At 68.0% G+C, this 15,545-nt stretch carries 14 protein-coding genes; 1 reads left to right on the plus strand and 13 read right to left on the minus strand.

The features are described 5' to 3' along the window. Window positions 1–121 precede the first annotated feature (121 nt). From JOF45_RS11170 to folK, 5 genes are all read right to left on the minus strand, one after another. Window positions 122–1,093: a Rossmann-like and DUF2520 domain-containing protein gene (locus JOF45_RS11170; protein ID WP_342591477.1), complete on the minus strand. Its 972-nt coding sequence runs from the start codon at window positions 1,091–1,093 to the stop codon at window positions 122–124. 123 nt (window positions 1,094–1,216) lie between these two features. Next, window positions 1,217–2,971, minus strand: a complete 1,755-nt coding sequence (locus JOF45_RS11175; protein ID WP_210049936.1) for a PH domain-containing protein — start codon at window positions 2,969–2,971, stop codon at window positions 1,217–1,219. Between the two features lie 8 nt (window positions 2,972–2,979). Beyond that, a complete protein-coding gene (locus JOF45_RS11180) occupies window positions 2,980–3,513 on the minus strand; it encodes a PH domain-containing protein (protein ID WP_210049953.1) in 534 nt (177 codons plus the stop codon). Then, window positions 3,494–4,108 carry a DUF3180 domain-containing protein gene (locus JOF45_RS11185; protein ID WP_210049956.1) on the minus strand — a complete coding sequence of 205 codons (615 nt, stop codon included), beginning with the start codon at window positions 4,106–4,108 and terminating at the stop codon, window positions 3,494–3,496. Before JOF45_RS11185 ends, JOF45_RS11180 begins: the two co-directional genes overlap by 20 nt. Then, window positions 4,105–5,283, minus strand: coding sequence for a 2-amino-4-hydroxy-6-hydroxymethyldihydropteridine diphosphokinase (gene folK, locus JOF45_RS13410; protein WP_245324215.1), 1,179 nt, complete (start codon window positions 5,281–5,283; stop codon window positions 4,105–4,107). Before folK ends, JOF45_RS11185 begins: the two co-directional genes overlap by 4 nt. Window positions 5,284–5,439: 156 nt before the next feature. On the opposite strand from folK, the gene JOF45_RS11200 reads away from it, so the two are divergent. Further along, window positions 5,440–6,354 (plus strand): cation diffusion facilitator family transporter, encoded by a 915-nt coding sequence (locus JOF45_RS11200; RefSeq protein ID WP_210049958.1) that lies wholly within the window; start codon window positions 5,440–5,442, stop codon window positions 6,352–6,354. Between the two features lie 69 nt (window positions 6,355–6,423). Here JOF45_RS11200 and folP read toward each other — a convergent pair whose 3' ends face one another. From folP to JOF45_RS11240, 8 genes are all read right to left on the minus strand, one after another. Beyond that, on the minus strand, window positions 6,424–7,284 hold the full coding sequence (gene folP, locus JOF45_RS11205; RefSeq protein ID WP_210049960.1) for a dihydropteroate synthase: 861 nt from the start codon (window positions 7,282–7,284) through the stop codon (window positions 6,424–6,426). 13 nt (window positions 7,285–7,297) lie between these two features. Next, window positions 7,298–7,903, minus strand: coding sequence for a GTP cyclohydrolase I FolE (gene folE, locus JOF45_RS11210; RefSeq protein WP_210049962.1), 606 nt, complete (start codon window positions 7,901–7,903; stop codon window positions 7,298–7,300). Then, the gene (ftsH, locus tag JOF45_RS11215; protein WP_210049972.1) at window positions 7,896–9,890 is read right to left on the minus strand and encodes an ATP-dependent zinc metalloprotease FtsH; all 1,995 of its coding nucleotides are present in this window, start codon (window positions 9,888–9,890) and stop codon (window positions 7,896–7,898) included. Before ftsH ends, folE begins: the two co-directional genes overlap by 8 nt. A 165-nt stretch (window positions 9,891–10,055) precedes the next feature. Next, entirely contained in the window at window positions 10,056–11,171 is a 1,116-nt protein-coding gene (locus tag JOF45_RS11220; RefSeq protein ID WP_245324216.1) for a TM2 domain-containing protein, read from the minus strand. Window positions 11,172–11,438: 267 nt separating this feature from the next. Further along, a complete protein-coding gene (locus JOF45_RS11225; protein ID WP_245324217.1) occupies window positions 11,439–12,287 on the minus strand; it encodes an FUSC family protein in 849 nt (282 codons plus the stop codon). A gap of 303 nt (window positions 12,288–12,590) precedes the next feature. Then, on the minus strand, window positions 12,591–13,142 hold the full coding sequence (hpt, locus tag JOF45_RS11230; RefSeq protein WP_210049980.1) for a hypoxanthine phosphoribosyltransferase: 552 nt from the start codon (window positions 13,140–13,142) through the stop codon (window positions 12,591–12,593). A gap of 50 nt (window positions 13,143–13,192) precedes the next feature. Continuing rightward, on the minus strand, window positions 13,193–14,311 hold the full coding sequence (tilS, locus tag JOF45_RS11235) for a tRNA lysidine(34) synthetase TilS (protein ID WP_245324218.1): 1,119 nt from the start codon (window positions 14,309–14,311) through the stop codon (window positions 13,193–13,195). Beyond that, on the minus strand, window positions 14,304–15,470 hold the full coding sequence (locus tag JOF45_RS11240) for a zinc-dependent metalloprotease (protein WP_210049989.1): 1,167 nt from the start codon (window positions 15,468–15,470) through the stop codon (window positions 14,304–14,306). Before JOF45_RS11240 ends, tilS begins: the two co-directional genes overlap by 8 nt. Window positions 15,471–15,545: the final 75 nt, after the last annotated feature.

Genomic DNA, 15,545 nt, shown 5'->3' on the forward strand with positions numbered 1-15,545 from the left:
GACTGGCCTGACCACCCTAGGGGCAGAACGCACCCGTGTGTCGAAATCGTGGGAATTCGGCGCCCAGCGGCGCAGTTCCCGAGAACTCAACACATCTGGCGGGTCAGCCCCGCCGAGACCCTCAGCCCAGCAGGTCCAGCAGTTCGGCAGCCTGGGATTCGGTGATGATGCCGCGGTCCAGGGCGCGCTGGGCAGTCGCCCGAGCCATGGCCAGGTAGGCGGTGCGGACATCGGCCGGCAGATCGCTCACACTCTCAGCTCCCCCGCTCTCAGCACCCTCACCCTCAGCACCGGCGCCTCCGGACAGCAGCCCCACATGGTGCCGCACCGTGTTGAGGTCCCCGCGGGCGATGGGACCGGTCAGCGCTCCCTCGCCGGAGGCCAGCGCGTTGTCCAGGGCGGCGTGCATGAGCGGGCGCAGCACGTGGTCGGGCTGCTCCACGCCGATCCGGCCGAGCATCTCCGTCGCCTGCCCGGTGAGGGTGTTCAGGTGGTTGGAGGCGTGGGTCAGCGCCGCGTGATACGTCCCCCGGTCCTGCTCAGCGATCACCACAGGCTCCCCGCCCATCTCCACCACCAGCGCCTGAGCGATCGGCAGCACAGGGGCCGGTGCGGTCACCGCGAAGGCGCAGGCGTTGAGCCGCTGCAGGTCCATCGACATGCCGGTGAAAGTCATCGCCGGATGGATGGCCAGCCCGATGGCACCGGCCTGCTGAGCGGGCCCCAGGACCCCGGTGCCATAGCGCCCGGAGGTGTGGACGATCAGCTGTCCCGCCTGGATGTGCCCGGCCTCCGCGATCCCTGAGACGACCTCCGGCAGCACGTCGTCGGGCACGGCCAGCAGCACCAGCTCCGCCCGGCGCAGGATCTCCGGGATCTCCAGGACCGGGACGTCGGGCAGCAGGGACTCGGCCCGGCTGCGGGAATCCTCGGAGACGGCATGGACACCCACCACCGAATGTCCGGCGGCGCGCAGGGCGGCACCGAGCACGGCTCCGACCTTGCCGGCGGAGATCACGCCGACGCCGAGTCGGCCGTCCCGCTGCGAGGGGGCCTGTTCGGCCGCGTAGGGATCGATGGGCTGCTGGGTCACCGCCGCCTCCTTCAGATCAGTTGTGTGGGCAGTTCGAGGCGCTCTGAGCCGGCGTCGGGCGCTGAGAACGCCGCAAAGTGCCCACACAAGTGTAGAGGTGTGGGCCCCGAGGTCGGCAGCGGCTCAGGCGCGGCCGGCGTCCTCGGCCTCCTCCACCTTCTTCTCGAACTCGCGGAGCTCCTCCGGGAGCATCCACTGGTTGCGGTCGCTGTAGCGCCGGGCGGTCGCAGCATAGGCCGACTGCCTCTCGAAGAGGTCCTTGGCCGCGTCCAGGTCCTGGTTGGCGGTGATCGCGAAGATCGGACCGCCGGGCAGGTGCACCCGCAGGTTCGCCAGCCGGAAGAGTCGCTTGAACGGCCCCTGGGTCACCCCCAACGACTGGGCCCGCTCATGCGGGACCAAGCTCAGCAGCCGCAGCGTCACCCCGTCACGGATCATCAGAGCCGCGGGCGTGGCATAGAACCCACGACGCCGACGCACCAGCGGGTCGAAGATCCAGGCCCGCCGCGGAACTTCGGTGAAGCCGCCGCCGGTGCCGCGCCCCATGACGCCTTCCCGGAAGAGCGCCTCCGGGTTCTCCACCTGCAGGTCCGGGAACATCTCGGCGGTCACGGCCATCACGTCCTCGAACCGCCCCACCGGCAGCAGGGTGTTCCGCTGCCCGGCGGCGCCGTAGCCGGCCACGCTGACCACCATTCTGTACCAGCCGAAGGGCCGCCACAGCAGCGACTGCTGGATCTGGATGGCCTGCACGCGGCCCGGTGGGACGGTCTGAGTGGTGGTCTCCAGCAGGCCGTACTTCAGCCGCAGACCGGCGTCGGTCATCGTGGCGGTGAAGCCGTAGCCCTTGCTGAAGCCCTGGTAGTAGATGGCGATCAGACCCACCAGCGCGGGCAGCAGCGTAGGCGCCACACTGATCAGCTCCCTCACACTGAAGTCCTCCCGCACCTCGGCCAGAGCGTCCCCGATGCCGCCGTCTGTGGTCACCACGAGCGCGATCGCCCCTCCGGTGAAGGAGAGCACGACCACCAGCAGCAGCAACAGTGTGCCCATCCCCATCAGCACGGAGCCGATGAGGCGCCCCGTGGGCACCCGGGTGATCTGCCGCTCGGCGCCGTGGTGCTGCTCGGGGCTGCTGTGGACGGGGCTCTGCGGATCCCCGCCGTCCTCTTCCGGGCTGGACTCGAGAGGCGCCGGGCCGGCGTCGGTCGCCGATGCCTCGGACGTCTCTGCGGCAGGATCCTCCGCGTGGATCTGATCCCGGCCAGAGGCGCGGTCCATGATCTCGGTGCGCAGCTCCTCGGCCTCGGACTTCTTCAGGAAGGCCAGCGTGGCGGCGGTGCCGTCGCCCTCGGCGACTTCGAACTTCAGCTCAGCCAGGCCGGTGATCCGGGCCAACAGCGGCTGGCGCAGGTCCACGGCCTGGACCCTGTCGATGCGTGCCTGACGGTGCTGCCGCACGAAGATCCCCGACTTCACCATCACGTGGTCCTCGGTGACCTGATAACGGGTGAACCACCAGGAGAGCAGGAAGCCCACAAAGATCAGCACGATCAGCAGCAGTGCACCGCCGCTGCCGAAGACATAGGGCATGGGGTTGCGCTCCACACTGGCCATGAGCTCTCCCGAGCGCCACACATCCCAGAGGTCGCGCCACATCTCCCAGTTGTAACCGAAGACCACCACCGGAACGGCGGCCACCGTCAGCCAGCCGCGCACGAAGGGGCTCAGCGGGTGGACCCTGGTCCAGTTCTCGTCGAACCACGGCTCACCGCCCCGGCTCGCGACGGGCTCCTGCTCTGGTTCCTGCTCCTGCTCTGGTCCCTGCTCCTGCTCCTGCTCCTGCTCAGGCTCAGGATCGCGGTGCTGCTCGCTCATACCGGGCCTCACAGTCCGGCCAGGCGGGCCTGGCCCCGGGCGGAGAGCTCTTCGCGCAGGCGGGCACCTTCCTGACGGGGCACTCCGGGGATGGAGGCGTCAGTGGCGGAGGCGGCCGTCTTCAGCTGGACGGTGCACAGTCCGAACTTACGCATCAGCGGCCCCGCCTGGATGTCCACGTACTGCAGCCGCCCATAGGGCACGGCCTCCAGCTTCTGGAAGAGGATTCCGCGGCGGACCAGCAGGTCATCCTCCCGCTCGTGGTACCCGATGGCACGGGCCTGCCGCGGGATGAGCGCGAGGTCCACAGCCGCCCAGACCACCACCACTGCGCACACTGGGATGCTCAGCCACAGCGGGATGCCGCCGATGATGTCCATCCAGTCGAGCACCAGCGGGGTGCCCACCGCCACGAAGACCACCAGCCAACCCAGCACTGCGGTGATGAACCCGACCGGGATGTACTTCTCGTCCACACGGGTCCACTCGACCCCTGCCGGGTCGATAGGCTCATTGGATGCCTCAGGACGTGCCGCGGGCATACCCCTCCTCTGGTCGGTGTGAGGGCGGTCCGCCCTCGGTGTATCCGTCGGTGGGGCCGGCAGATCCGCCCTCATCCGGTGGGATGCGGCAGAGCTGCTCGACCACGAATCCAATGATGACCCAGATCAGCCCGCCGATGATCATCACCAAGGATGAACTTGCGTTCGGCGCACTCAGCCCTGCGGCGGGCCCCAGGTCGATCAGCACTCCGCCGTGCCAGCCGGCGATCAGCGCTCCGGCGTAGCCGCAGGCCTGGGCGGCGGCCACCACACGCACCGCCTGCAGCGGGTGCAGCCGGCGAGGCTTGGCCGCTCCCGAGGCCGGCGGCTCGCTCGGTCCCGGCAGGCCCTGTTCTTCGCGACGCCGCTTCTCATCACGACGACGGCGGGCCTCGGTGATGTGCCGCTGATCCCGCCACACCAGGATGCCCAGCACCACGATCACCGCCCCGATGCCCGCCAGGGTGATGCTCGAGGACATCGGCAGCACCGGGGACCCGTAGCCGTGGGAGAGCATGATCGCTGTGGCGCAGAAGCCCAGCAGCGCGGCCGAGGCGCTGATGATCAGAAGCCATCCCGGCCGCAGGCGGTTCACAGCTGATCCACGTGTTCGGCGTCGTCGGCCTGGGCGGCGAGCTCACGCACCGGAGTGCCCTGCAGCAGCGCCACCGGGTCCATCCAGGACCAGGGCAGCAGCACGAAGGCCCGCTGAGCGGCACGCGGGTGCGGGACGGTCAGCTGGGACGAGCTGATCTCGGCTCCGGCGTAGGTGATCATGTCCAGGTCCAGGGTGCGCGGACCCCAGCGCTGTTCGCCGCTGCCTTCTCCGCGGGCTCGGTGGTGGTCTGCCTCGATCTGCTGCAGCACATCGAGCAGGCTGTGCGGGGACCGCGTGGTCTCGAGCTCGACGACCTGGTTCAGATAATCCGGCTGGCCCTGCGGTCCGCCCACCGGTTTGGTCCGGGCCACCGGCGAGGAGTTCACCACCTCGACGCCGTCGGCCTCCTCCAGGGCGCGCACTGCGGAGGCGAGCAGCTCGGCGGGAGTGCCGAGCTCGGCGTCGGGAAGGTTGGACCCCAGCGCCACCACGGCGCGGACGGGGAAATCTGCGGGAAGCTCAGGGTCACGGGTTCCTTCGGGCAGCTCCAGCTGGGTGTCGGCCGGGACCCAGACCGTCTCGTGGCCGGCGCGGCCGCCGCCCTCCTCGTCGTAGACAGTGGCCAGATCCACCAGGGAGACCCGGCGGTAGGGGCCCACCTGGCCGGCGTCGGGCTCCGGGCCCGAGGCGGCGGCCTCCCCCTCTGCGCGGCGGGCATTCTCGGCGAGGTCCTTGAGCACCTCCACGTCGAACTCGTCCAGGTATTCGGCCGTCTCGCCTGCGGTGGGACCCCCGGTCCGGCGCACTGCGCTGCGGGTCCGCTCCACGGTGACAGAGACGTCGGCGAAGCTCTGCTCCAGCGGGGCCTGGGGCTTATGCACGGTGATCTCTGCGCCCTCGATCCACGCGTCGAAGAGCAGGACGCGCTGAGCGATGTTCTCCGCGAGGGCCTCGATGAGTTCGAAGGGCCGGCCGGTCACGGAGTCCTCGATGAGCTCGGCGATGCCCGCGTAGGACACCGTGTCCTCCAGGTTGTCGCTGCGCCCGGCCGCCTGCAGGTCCACGCTCAGCGCGGCGTCCACTCGGAACAGCTGTCCCTGGGACTTCTCAAAGTCGAGGACGCCGTGGAAGCCCTCTGCCGTGATGCCTGTCAGCCGGATGGTATCGCTCATAGTGCAACTCTCTCAGATTCCCCGGCCCCTGTTCAGGGGATTTGATGCGTCTCACGCCGCAACCTCCAGGCTCATCCGAGACCCGATGCGGTGAGAACGATTCTGACTCCAGAATGCACCATTGGAGATGGGCACAGCGGGCCGTACAGTGCCGGTATGGGTCACGGACACGCACACCACGACGCCGGCTCGGCACACCGCCGGCCGCTGGCGTTGGCCTGCGCGATCACGCTCGGGATCGTCGTCGCCCAGGCGATCGGCGCCTGGGTGACCGGGTCACTGGCCCTGCTGACCGATGCGGTGCATTCGCTGACCGACAGCATCGGCCTGATCGTCGCGCTGATCGCTGCGAGCCTGATGTTCCGGGCCGCGACGCCGCAGCGCACCTGGGGATTCCGCCGCGTGGAGATCCTGGCCGGATTCGGTCAGGCCGCGCTGCTGCTGGGCATCGGCGTCTACGCGGCGGTGGAGGGCATCGGCCGGCTGGGCGCTCCCCCGCAGATCCCGCATGTGGAGCTGCTGATCTTCGGCGCGATCGGTCTGGCGGGCAATATTGCCTCCCTGACGGTGCTGGCCTCAAGCCGGCGGACGAACTTCAACATGCGCGCCGCCTTCCTGGAGGTCCTGGCCGACGCGCTGGGGTCGCTGGGTGTCATGCTCGCCGCCGTCGTGATCTGGGTGACCGGCTGGCAGCAGGCTGATGCCGTGGCGGGCCTGCTGATCGCCGCGCTGATCATCCCCCGGGCGCTGGTGCTGCTGCGTGAGACCGCCCGGATCCTGATGGAGTTCGCGCCGCGCGGCCTGGACCTGGACGAGGTCCGGGACCACATGCTTGAGCTGGACCACGTCCACGAGGTCCATGACCTGCATGCCTCCACAGTGGCCACGGGGCTGCCGGTGCTCTCGGCCCATGTGGTGGTCGACGATTCCTGCTTCAGCGAGGGCTGCGCCCCGGAGATCCTGACCCAGCTGCAGAGCTGCGTGGCGGAGCATTTCGACGTGGCCGTGGAGCATACGACCTTCCAGCTGGAGACCCGCTCCATCGCCGAGCGCGAGACTCACGCCCACTGAGGCTGCTCCCTTCTAGGCGATTCGAGCGGGGTTTTGGCCCTTTTGAACCGGTTTCGGCGCTGAAAAGGGCTAAAAGCCCGCTCGAATCGCCTGAGTGACGGCGACGGCGTCGGCGTTGGGGCGCACCGCGTGGACCCGGACCGCCCAGGCTCCGTGGGAGGCGGCGATCCCCGAGAGCACCGCCGTGGCCGTATCGCGCTGTTCCGCCGGACGGGGATTGCCCTCGGCGTCGGTGAGCAGCGTGTTCAGGAAGCCCTTGCGGGAGGCGCCGAAGAGCATCCGGTGACGGATTCCGGCGTGCTCCAGCTGGGTGAAGCGGTCCAGGTGCCGGATGATCTCCCAGTTCTGCTCATGAGTCTTGGCAAAGCCGATGCCCGGATCCAGGATGATCTTCTCCGGTGCGACGCCGGCCTGCAGGTACCACTGCCGGATCTGCAGCAGCTCGTCGATCGCCTCCCCGACGACGTCGGAGTAGTCAGTCTGGGACTGCATGGTCTGGGAGTCGCCCCGGTTATGGGTGATGATGATCGGGCACCCGGCCTCGGCGACCACCTGGGGCATCTGCTCATCGGTGAGCAGCCCGGAGATGTCATTGATGATCAGCTCAGGGGCCCGCTCCCCGGCCAGCTGCAGGGCCGCCCGGGCCGTGGCGGCGTGGCGGGTATCCACAGAGACCGGGATCCGGCGGTGGACGAAGAGCTCCTCGAGCACCGGCAGGATGCGGCGCTGCTCCTCCTCCGGGGCGACCGGCTCGGCACCCGGACGGGTGGACTCCCCGCCGATGTCGATCAGGTCCGCTCCCTCGGCGCGCATGCGTTCGGCCTGGGCCAGGGCGGCCTCGGGGCTGCTGTGGCGTCCACCGTCGGAGAAGGAGTCCGGGGTGAGGTTCAGGATCCCCATGATGAGGGTGGGCTGCGGCGTCGTCGTCATCTCCGGCTGTGCCTCACTTGTGCAGGATCAGGCTCATCGCCTCGGAACGGGTGGCCGAGTCCCGCAGCTGGCCGCGCACCGCTGAGGTGATGGTCTTCGCACCGGGCTTGGAGACACCGCGCATGGACATGCACAGATGCTCGCCCTCGATGACCACGATGGCTCCCTGCGGCTCCAGGTGCTCCACCAGGGCATCGACCACCTGGGTGGTCAGCTGCTCCTGGATCTGGGGGCGCTTGGCGAAGATGTCCACCAGTCGGGCCAGCTTGGACAGGCCGGTGACCTTGCCCTCCGGGGAGGGGATGTAGCCGATGTGGGCGTGGCCGTAGAAGGGCACCAGGTGGTGCTCGCACATGGAGTAGAAGGGCACGTCCCGGACCAGGACGAGCTCCTCGTGGCCGATGTCGAAGGTCGTTCCCAGCAGGTCGGCCGGATCTTGGGTCAGGCCTTTGAAGGACTCCTCATAGGCCCGCGCCACCCGGGCGGGTGTCTCTTTGAGACCCTCACGGTCCGGGTCCTCACCCACGGCGAGCAGGATCTCGCGGACGGCGGCCTCGATGCGGGGGAGGTCGACCTCGCCGTGGCGCGGGGCCTCGTCCTCCAGTGTGAACTCAGACATCTGAGCCCTCCTCGTGCTGGTCATGCGGCTCATCCCGCTCGGGCTGGTGCGGCTGCTCGGGCTCATCCCGCTCGTCCTCGGGGACCACCTCTGAGGTGACGGTGATCGGGCGGTCCGGGGAAGACTCCCAGACCTGGCGGACCGGACGCTTCTTCACGTCCTGGAAGATCTCGGCGACCTCGTGGGCGTTGAGGGTCTCCACGCGCAGCAGCTCCTCGGCCAGGCGGTCCAGGATGTGCCGGTTCTCGTAGAGGGCCCAGTAGGCCTCGTCGTGGGCCTCCTCGATGATGGACCGCACCTCGGAGTCCACCACCGCGGCGAGGTCCTCGGAGTACTCCTTGCCGGAGGTCATCTCCTTGCCCAGGAAGGGGCTGCTGTCCCCGGAGCCCAGCTTCACCGAGCCCACCCGGGCCGACATGCCGTATTCGGTGACCATCTTCCGGGCGGTGTCCGTGGCCTTCTGGATGTCGTTGGCGGCACCGGTGGAGGGGTCGTGGAAGATGAGCTCCTCCGCCACGCGCCCACCCATGGCGTAGGCGATCTGGTCCAGCAGCTCGTTGCGGGTGGTGGAGTACTTGTCATCCTCCGGGATGACCATCGTGTAGCCCAGCGCGCGACCGCGGGGCAGGATGGTGATCTTGGTGACCGGGGCGGAGTAGTTCAGCGCCGCGGCCACCAGGGCGTGGCCGCCCTCGTGATAGGCGGTGACCTTGCGCTCGTGCTCATTCATCAGGCGGGTGCGCTTCTGCGGGCCGGCCATGACACGGTCGATGGCCTCGTCGATGGCGCGATCATCGATGAGGTCGGCATTCGAGCGGGCGGTCAGCAGGGCTGCCTCGTTGAGGACGTTGGAGAGGTCGGCGCCGGTGTAGCCGGGAGTCTTGCGGGCCACAGCTGCCAGGTCCACGTCCTCCACAAGCGGCTTGCCCTTGGAGTGGACCTCCAGGATGGCCTTGCGTCCGAGGAAGTCCGGGGCCTCCACCGGGATCTGGCGGTCGAAGCGGCCCGGGCGCAGCAGGGCAGGGTCCAGGACGTCGGGGCGGTTGGTGGCGGCGATGACGATGATGTTGGCGTTGGCCTCGAAGCCGTCCATCTCCACCAGCAGCTGGTTCAGCGTCTGCTCACGCTCGTCGTTGCCGCCGCCCACGCCGGCGCCGCGCTGGCGACCGACGGCGTCGATCTCATCGACGAAGATGATGGCTGGCGAGTTCTCCTTGGCCTGCTTGAACAGGTCACGGACGCGGGAGGCGCCGACGCCGACGAACATCTCCACGAAGTCAGAGCCGGAGATGGAGTAGAAGGCGCCGCCGGCCTCGCCGGCCACCGCCTTGGCCAGCAGCGTCTTACCGGTGCCGGGCGGTCCGTAGAGCAGCACACCCTTGGGGATCTTGGCGCCCAGGCGCTGGAACTTCTCCGCCTCGGCCAGGAACTCCTTGATCTCGTGGAGCTCCTCCACGGCCTCCTCAGCGCCGGCGACGTCGTCGAAGGACACCTCCGGCATGTCCTTGTCGAACTGCTTGGCCTTGGACTTGCCGAACTGCATCATCCGGCCGCCTCCACTGGACATGCGGGTCAGCAGCCAGATGAACAGCAGAGCGATGATCAGGAAGGGGATCATGAACCCGAGCATGGAGAGCAGCCAGTTCGACTGCTCGGGCTCGTCGGAATAACCCTCGACATCGGCCCCAGCGATCGTGTCAGCCACGGTCTCAGCGCGCGCCTGAGAGAAGTAGAAGTGGACGCGTTCGCCCAGATCGTCGCCGTCCTGCTCGTAGGGCTCCTCGAGCTGCAGCTCGACACGGTGGTCGCCGTCGTCGAGCTGCGCCTCCGTGACCTGGCCGTCTTGGATCAGCTCCATGCCGACGTTGGTGTCCACACGCTCGCCGGCGCTGCCCGTGTTGAACAGCAGGGGCACCACGAGCATGAGCCCGGCGACCGCCAGGATGATCCAGAAGAACGGACCGGTGAAGATCTTCTTGAAGTTCATGCAGCTCCGTCATACGCGCTGAGGAAAAGTCTGACTCATACGGTACTGGACACCGCTGACACGGGTGGACGCGGGCACGTAAAGTTCGCGCCGGGCAGAGCGGGAGACCCCACGCGCGCTCCTCTGCGCCCCGAGCCTCAGCCGGGGCGCAGAGGACCAATCCGATCAATCGACGGAAAGCGTCCAGTTGCCGTCGGCCTCGACTGCAAGAATCGAGGGCCCCGACTGCATCGGAACCGAACCGCTGTAAGAGCCGATCTCGTTGATCAGGAGCCCACTGGAGAAGAGAGCATCAGTCCCTTCCCTGACGACGAAGTTCGATGTCCCGTCGTGCGTGGCCTCCAGGACCGCCGCGTCTCCTTCATGAAGGTAGACGCCGTCCCCGCTCCCGGACTCAGGGACCGCTTCAGCCTCAGAGAACGGGATGATCTCGACACTCCATGAACCATCAGCCGTGATCTCGAGCGTCACACCCTCCCCGAAGGAGGTGAGACCCCAAGCAGTGGCACCGGAATAGCTCCCAATAGTGTTGACCAGAAGATCGCCGGTGGATTGATTGGTCTCGTCCAGCACGTTCAACACAAAGTTGCTCGCCCCTTGGTGCTCCGCAACGACAATGCCGCCCTCAGCGTCGGGCAAAGAGATCACAGAGTCTCCGGCGCCCGCTTCCTGTACGGCATCAAAGGCCCCGTATTGGTCATCGAACCAGAGGTCTTCGCCTTCTGAGGAGGGCGCCTCCTCATCGGCTGGCGCCGGGTCCTCCTCGCGCTCCTCTTCGGAGGCGCCGGAACTGTCCTCGCCCTCATCCTCAGACTGTGCGGAGCTCTCCTGATCCTTGTCTTCGGCCTCATCCTCAGATTCTGATCCGGCCCCGTCCTCCTCTGAAGCGGCGGCCTCATCGTCAGCGTCCGATTCATCAGCGCCGGCAGTAGTCGCTCCGAAGATCATCCCCAGAATGACCCAGCCCGCAGTGACACCCCATGCCACACGGCGATGGGTACGAGTTGCCTGAAGCGGCATTCCCCGCTTGTCCTTGGCAGCGCCCGCCAGGATGAGAATCAGGTCGATGAGGTACCAGAGGCCGAGACCTCCGAAGGTCACCAGCTTGAGAATTCCTGTGCCAACCTTACCGAGATAGAACCGGTCAACGGCCAAGAATCCGAGCAGCAGCGAGAGCAACCACGCTGCGAGGAAAGACTTCTGCGGCCCTGCAGGAACACCCTGCGGGGGATACTGGGCGGGCGGATACGGCTGTGCCATGTAGGTCTCCTCAAGGCGCAAGATGAAGCGCTTCTTTCAGCATATACATAGCTTGCGTGCAGTCGCTGTTAAGACTGATGGCTCTTCCGCGGGTGACTACGCCTGGGCAGGTCCTCACGAACCCCAAGCAACCCTGGATGCGGAGATGCCGTGAGTTTTCCACACTGCCGCGGGCTATAACCCGCGGCGCTGCAGAAAACTCTCGGCAGTTCGTACGGCGCCTACGGCTCAGCAGCACCGGCACCTCCTGCGGCACCCACACCCGCATCCGTCACGGAGCCGCACGGGTCATGCCGGGCGGACCTCGCGAGAGCGCAGCACCCGCTGCAGCAGCACCGACAGGACAGCGATCAGGGCACCGGCGGCGACGCCGATCACCGTCTCCAGCATGCGGTCACGCAGCAGCTCCCCCGCATCCGCCGGAACCGCGAGGTCGACCATCAACAGAGCCAGCTGCGTCACGAAGATCATGGCGATCGCATAGTTCCGGCTGACGAACAGCTCCGCGCCCACCTGACAGAGCACAGCCGCGGCGATGGTCGCCAGCGGCGGAAGCTCCAGCGCCAACAGACCCGTGGCCAGCACGATGCCCGCGAGCGTGCCGACCAGCCACTGCAGCCCGCGGACCACACGCGCCTTCACATGAGGCCCTCCCAGCGCGGCGACGGCGGCCACCATGGCCCAGTACCAGTGCGTCCCGATCAGCACGCTCCCCGCGAAGCCGGCCAACAGGGTTCCGGCGCCCACCATCAGCGAGGTGGCCGCCACCCGACGGTACAGAACGGGCTGCACCGAGGCAGAGGCTCTGACGGGGCGGGCGATCCCCTGCCGCACGCCCCTACGCAGGAGAGCGAAGGCGCTGGTGATGAGCAGGCTGAAGGCCACAGAGCCGCCACCGGCCAGCGCCAGGCCCAGGAATGCCGTGGACGTCGAGGGAAGGGTGGCGGTCGCTCCGGCGGCGAACACCAGGAAGAGCGCCCCGGGCGGATGCCAGCGGAACACGTCTGCGATGGCCGTCCCCGCCGCCGCAAGCCCGGCCACGGTGAGAATCCGCAGCGGCTCTGGGGCGTCCGTCACGGCGAGGGAGGTGCCGATGACCATCGAGCCCAGCACGGTCAGGCCCGCGGCCAGCTGCATCCTGATCCGGTCGCGGTACTCGTCGAAGCGCCCGTAGAGAGGCGAACGCGCCGAAGGCCGCGAACATGCTCAGATCCAGGCGGCCGATCGCACAGAGGACCAGCAGCGGAACTCCGATGCTGATCGCGACCCGTACGGCTACACGGTGGTCACCACGGTGAGGACCGATCCGGATGATTCCTGACCATACTCGTTCCCGCCGTTCGCTCACCGCACGAGTATGGACCCGACCCAGAGCCTACGATCTGCGATCACCTCTGCGGCCCGCGCCGGAACAAGCCGTTCGGAGCACAGAAGGTGCGATCACTCGTAGATATGCGGAGCCAGAATCCCGACCACGTCGAGGTTGCGGTACTTCTCAGCGAAGTCGAGGCCGTAGCCGACCACGAACTTATTCGGGATGTCCATGCCGACGTACCTGACGTCGATGTCCACCTTCACGGCGTCGGGCTTGCGCAGCAGAGTGCAGATCTCCACCGAGGCCGGGCCGCGGGACTCCAGGTTGGACTTCAGCCAGGACAGGGTGAGGCCGGAATCGATGATGTCCTCCACGATGAGCACGTGGCGGTTCATCAGGTCGGCGTCGAGGTCCTTCAGGATGCGGACCACACCGGAGGACTTGGTGCCGGAGCCGTAGGAGGAGACAGCCATCCAGTCCATGGTGACGTGGGACTTCAGCGCCCGGGACAGGTCGGCCATGACCATGACCGCGCCCTTGAGGACGCCTACCAGCAGGACGTCTTTGCCTTCGTAATCCCGGTCGATCTGAGCTGCGAGCTCTCTGATCTTCGCGTCGATCTCTTCCTTGCTGTAGAGGACTTCGGTGAGATCGTCTTTGACGTCCTGGGCATCCATGAGTGCTGAGCTGCTCCTCGATAGGGCGGTAGTTCTGCAGGAGACCGCGACTAGCGGCGGGCTCCGAAGACAAGTTTTCCATAATCCGGCGTATCTCGCGTGCCGCGCCTGGCGCTGACATGCCCCTCCAGCTCCACCGGACCGGCCGAACCCTGCCGCGCCAGCAGCTGCTCCACCGCCGCGATCCGCTCGCTGGAAGGATTGGACCCGCCGACGGCGACGACGGCCAGAGCGATCACCCGACGCCGCAGCGCAGGCGGCTCCGCAGCGAGTCGCTCCAGGTCAAGCCGCAGATTCCCCTGCTCGTCCGGGTCTTCGAGCAGCCGCGAGAACACCTCTTTGGCCTGGTCCTCCAGATAGCGGGCATCCTCAGCGGCGATCTGCGCAGTCCGCGCCAGGGACTCTCGGATGGATCCGCTGAGCCGCTGCTCCAGAGTGGGGAGGATCTCGGTGCGGATCCGCGATCTCAGGTGCTTAGGATCCGCATTCGCCGGGTCCTCCCACCAGCTGAGCCCCTCATGGGTGCAGACCGCTTCAGTCTCCTCCCGGCTGATCCCCAGCAGCGGACGCAGGAACGGCCCGCGCCGGGCAGGGATCCCCGCCAGCGAGCGCGTCCCCGAGCCGCGGGCCAAGCCCAGCAGCACCTGTTCAGCCTGGTCGTCCCGAGTGTGGGCCAGCAGGATATGTGCGGCCCCGGTCTGGGCGAGCGCCTGTCCGAAGGCCCGGTAGCGAGCGGCGCGCGCCGCCGCCTCGGGCCCGTCGGGACTGGCAGGGTCGACGTCGGCGGCCAGGGTGAGCACCGGGTCCAGGCCGAGGTCGCGCAGCTGGGCGGCCGCCGTCGCGGCGATCTCCGCACTGTCCGGGTGCAGCTGGTGATCCACCACGACGCCGCCCGCACGCGCCTGCCCCCGGCGGACGAAATGCGCGGCTGCTGCGGCCAGCGCCAAGGAGTCCGCCCCTCCGGAGCAGGCGACGAGGGCCAGCTGGTCACCGGCCAGCGCACCCTCGGCACCCGATCGGCCCTCTCCCCCACTGCCTGATCCCCCGCTGTGTGATCCCCCGCTGTCCATTCCGCTGCTGTCCAGCCCCTCGCGGTCCAGTCCGCGGCCATCCAGCAACGCGGCGACAGCGGCGCGGGTGCGGTTCACCGCCTCGGGAAGCCTAGGCATGTTCGGACAGGACCCGCTGGATCCAGGCTTCCGGGCGGTGCAGCTCTTCCTCTGTGGGGAGGTGCTCGGGGCCCTCCCAGATGCGGTTGAACTGTTCCATGCCGACAGCCTCGACGATTTGGCCCACGAACTTCTGTCCGTCCCGGTACTGAGCGGCCTTCACATCCAGCTGCAGCAGCTTGCGGATGAGGTTCTCCAGCGGTCCTCGGCTGCGTCCGCGCTCCTCGAACCGGCGGCGGATGGTCTTCACCGTGGGCACGATGGTGTGGTCCACCGCGTCCATGACCACATTGGCGTGACCCTCCAGCAGAGACATCACCGCGGTCAGATGCGACATGGTCGCGCGGTCCTCCGGGGATTGGATGGCCTCAAGCAGGCGGTTCCGGGGCGCCCCGGAGGAGGCGGGCCGGCCGGCGTCGGGCGCTGCGCCCTGTTCAGCAACGTCCTGTTCGGTCCGCCTGCGCATATTCTTGAGCGCCTCGGCCAGCTTCTCGGGAAGGCTGTCGGCCTGGCTCATCGTGTTGGTGGAGAGCTCAGTGATCTTGGCCTTCAGGTGATCGGCCAGCCAGGGGGCGGCGGCGAACTGGACCCGGTGGGTCTGCTCGTGCAGGCAGACCCAGAGCCGGAAGTCCTCGGGCACCACGTTGATCTCGCGCTGGATCTCCACGATGTTCGGGGCCACCAGCATCAGCCGGTTCTGCTGGAAGGGCTCGAACTGGCCGAGCACCTTGGCTGAGAGGAAGGACAGGACCCCGCCGAGCTCGGCCCCGGTGACCGCCGAGCCGAAGACCTGGGTGGTGGATCCCTGCCCGCCAGCTCCCTTCGCCAGCTCGGGCTTGCGCTCCACGGCGGCGGCCAGCGCCGGGGCGAGCAGCTCACGGAAGCTCTGCGCGTTGGCCTTGGCCCAGCCCTGCCGGTCCACCACCACGGTCTCCCCGGAGTCAGCACCCAGGTCCCGGGCGGCCTCGAGCTGGGTGATCCGGTGGACATGCCCGACGGCGGACTCGGCGGCGGTGCGCAGCGCGGTGACCTCAGCGGCCGCTTCCTGGGGCTTCATCCGGGGCCCGGGGGCGGCCAGCTTGGCCGCCGTCGTCGTCGCCAGCTCCCAGTTGATCAGCAGGTCTGCCGCGTGGTCCTCGGTGAGTCTCTGCTCGCTCATGTCCCCATCACACCACAGGGGGATCGGAAGCAGATATGTCGGTTGGCACGTCTGAGTGGACAGAATCGTGTTCTG

The organism is Nesterenkonia lacusekhoensis, from assembly GCF_017876395.1.
Classification (GTDB): domain Bacteria; phylum Actinomycetota; class Actinomycetes; order Actinomycetales; family Micrococcaceae; genus Nesterenkonia; species Nesterenkonia lacusekhoensis.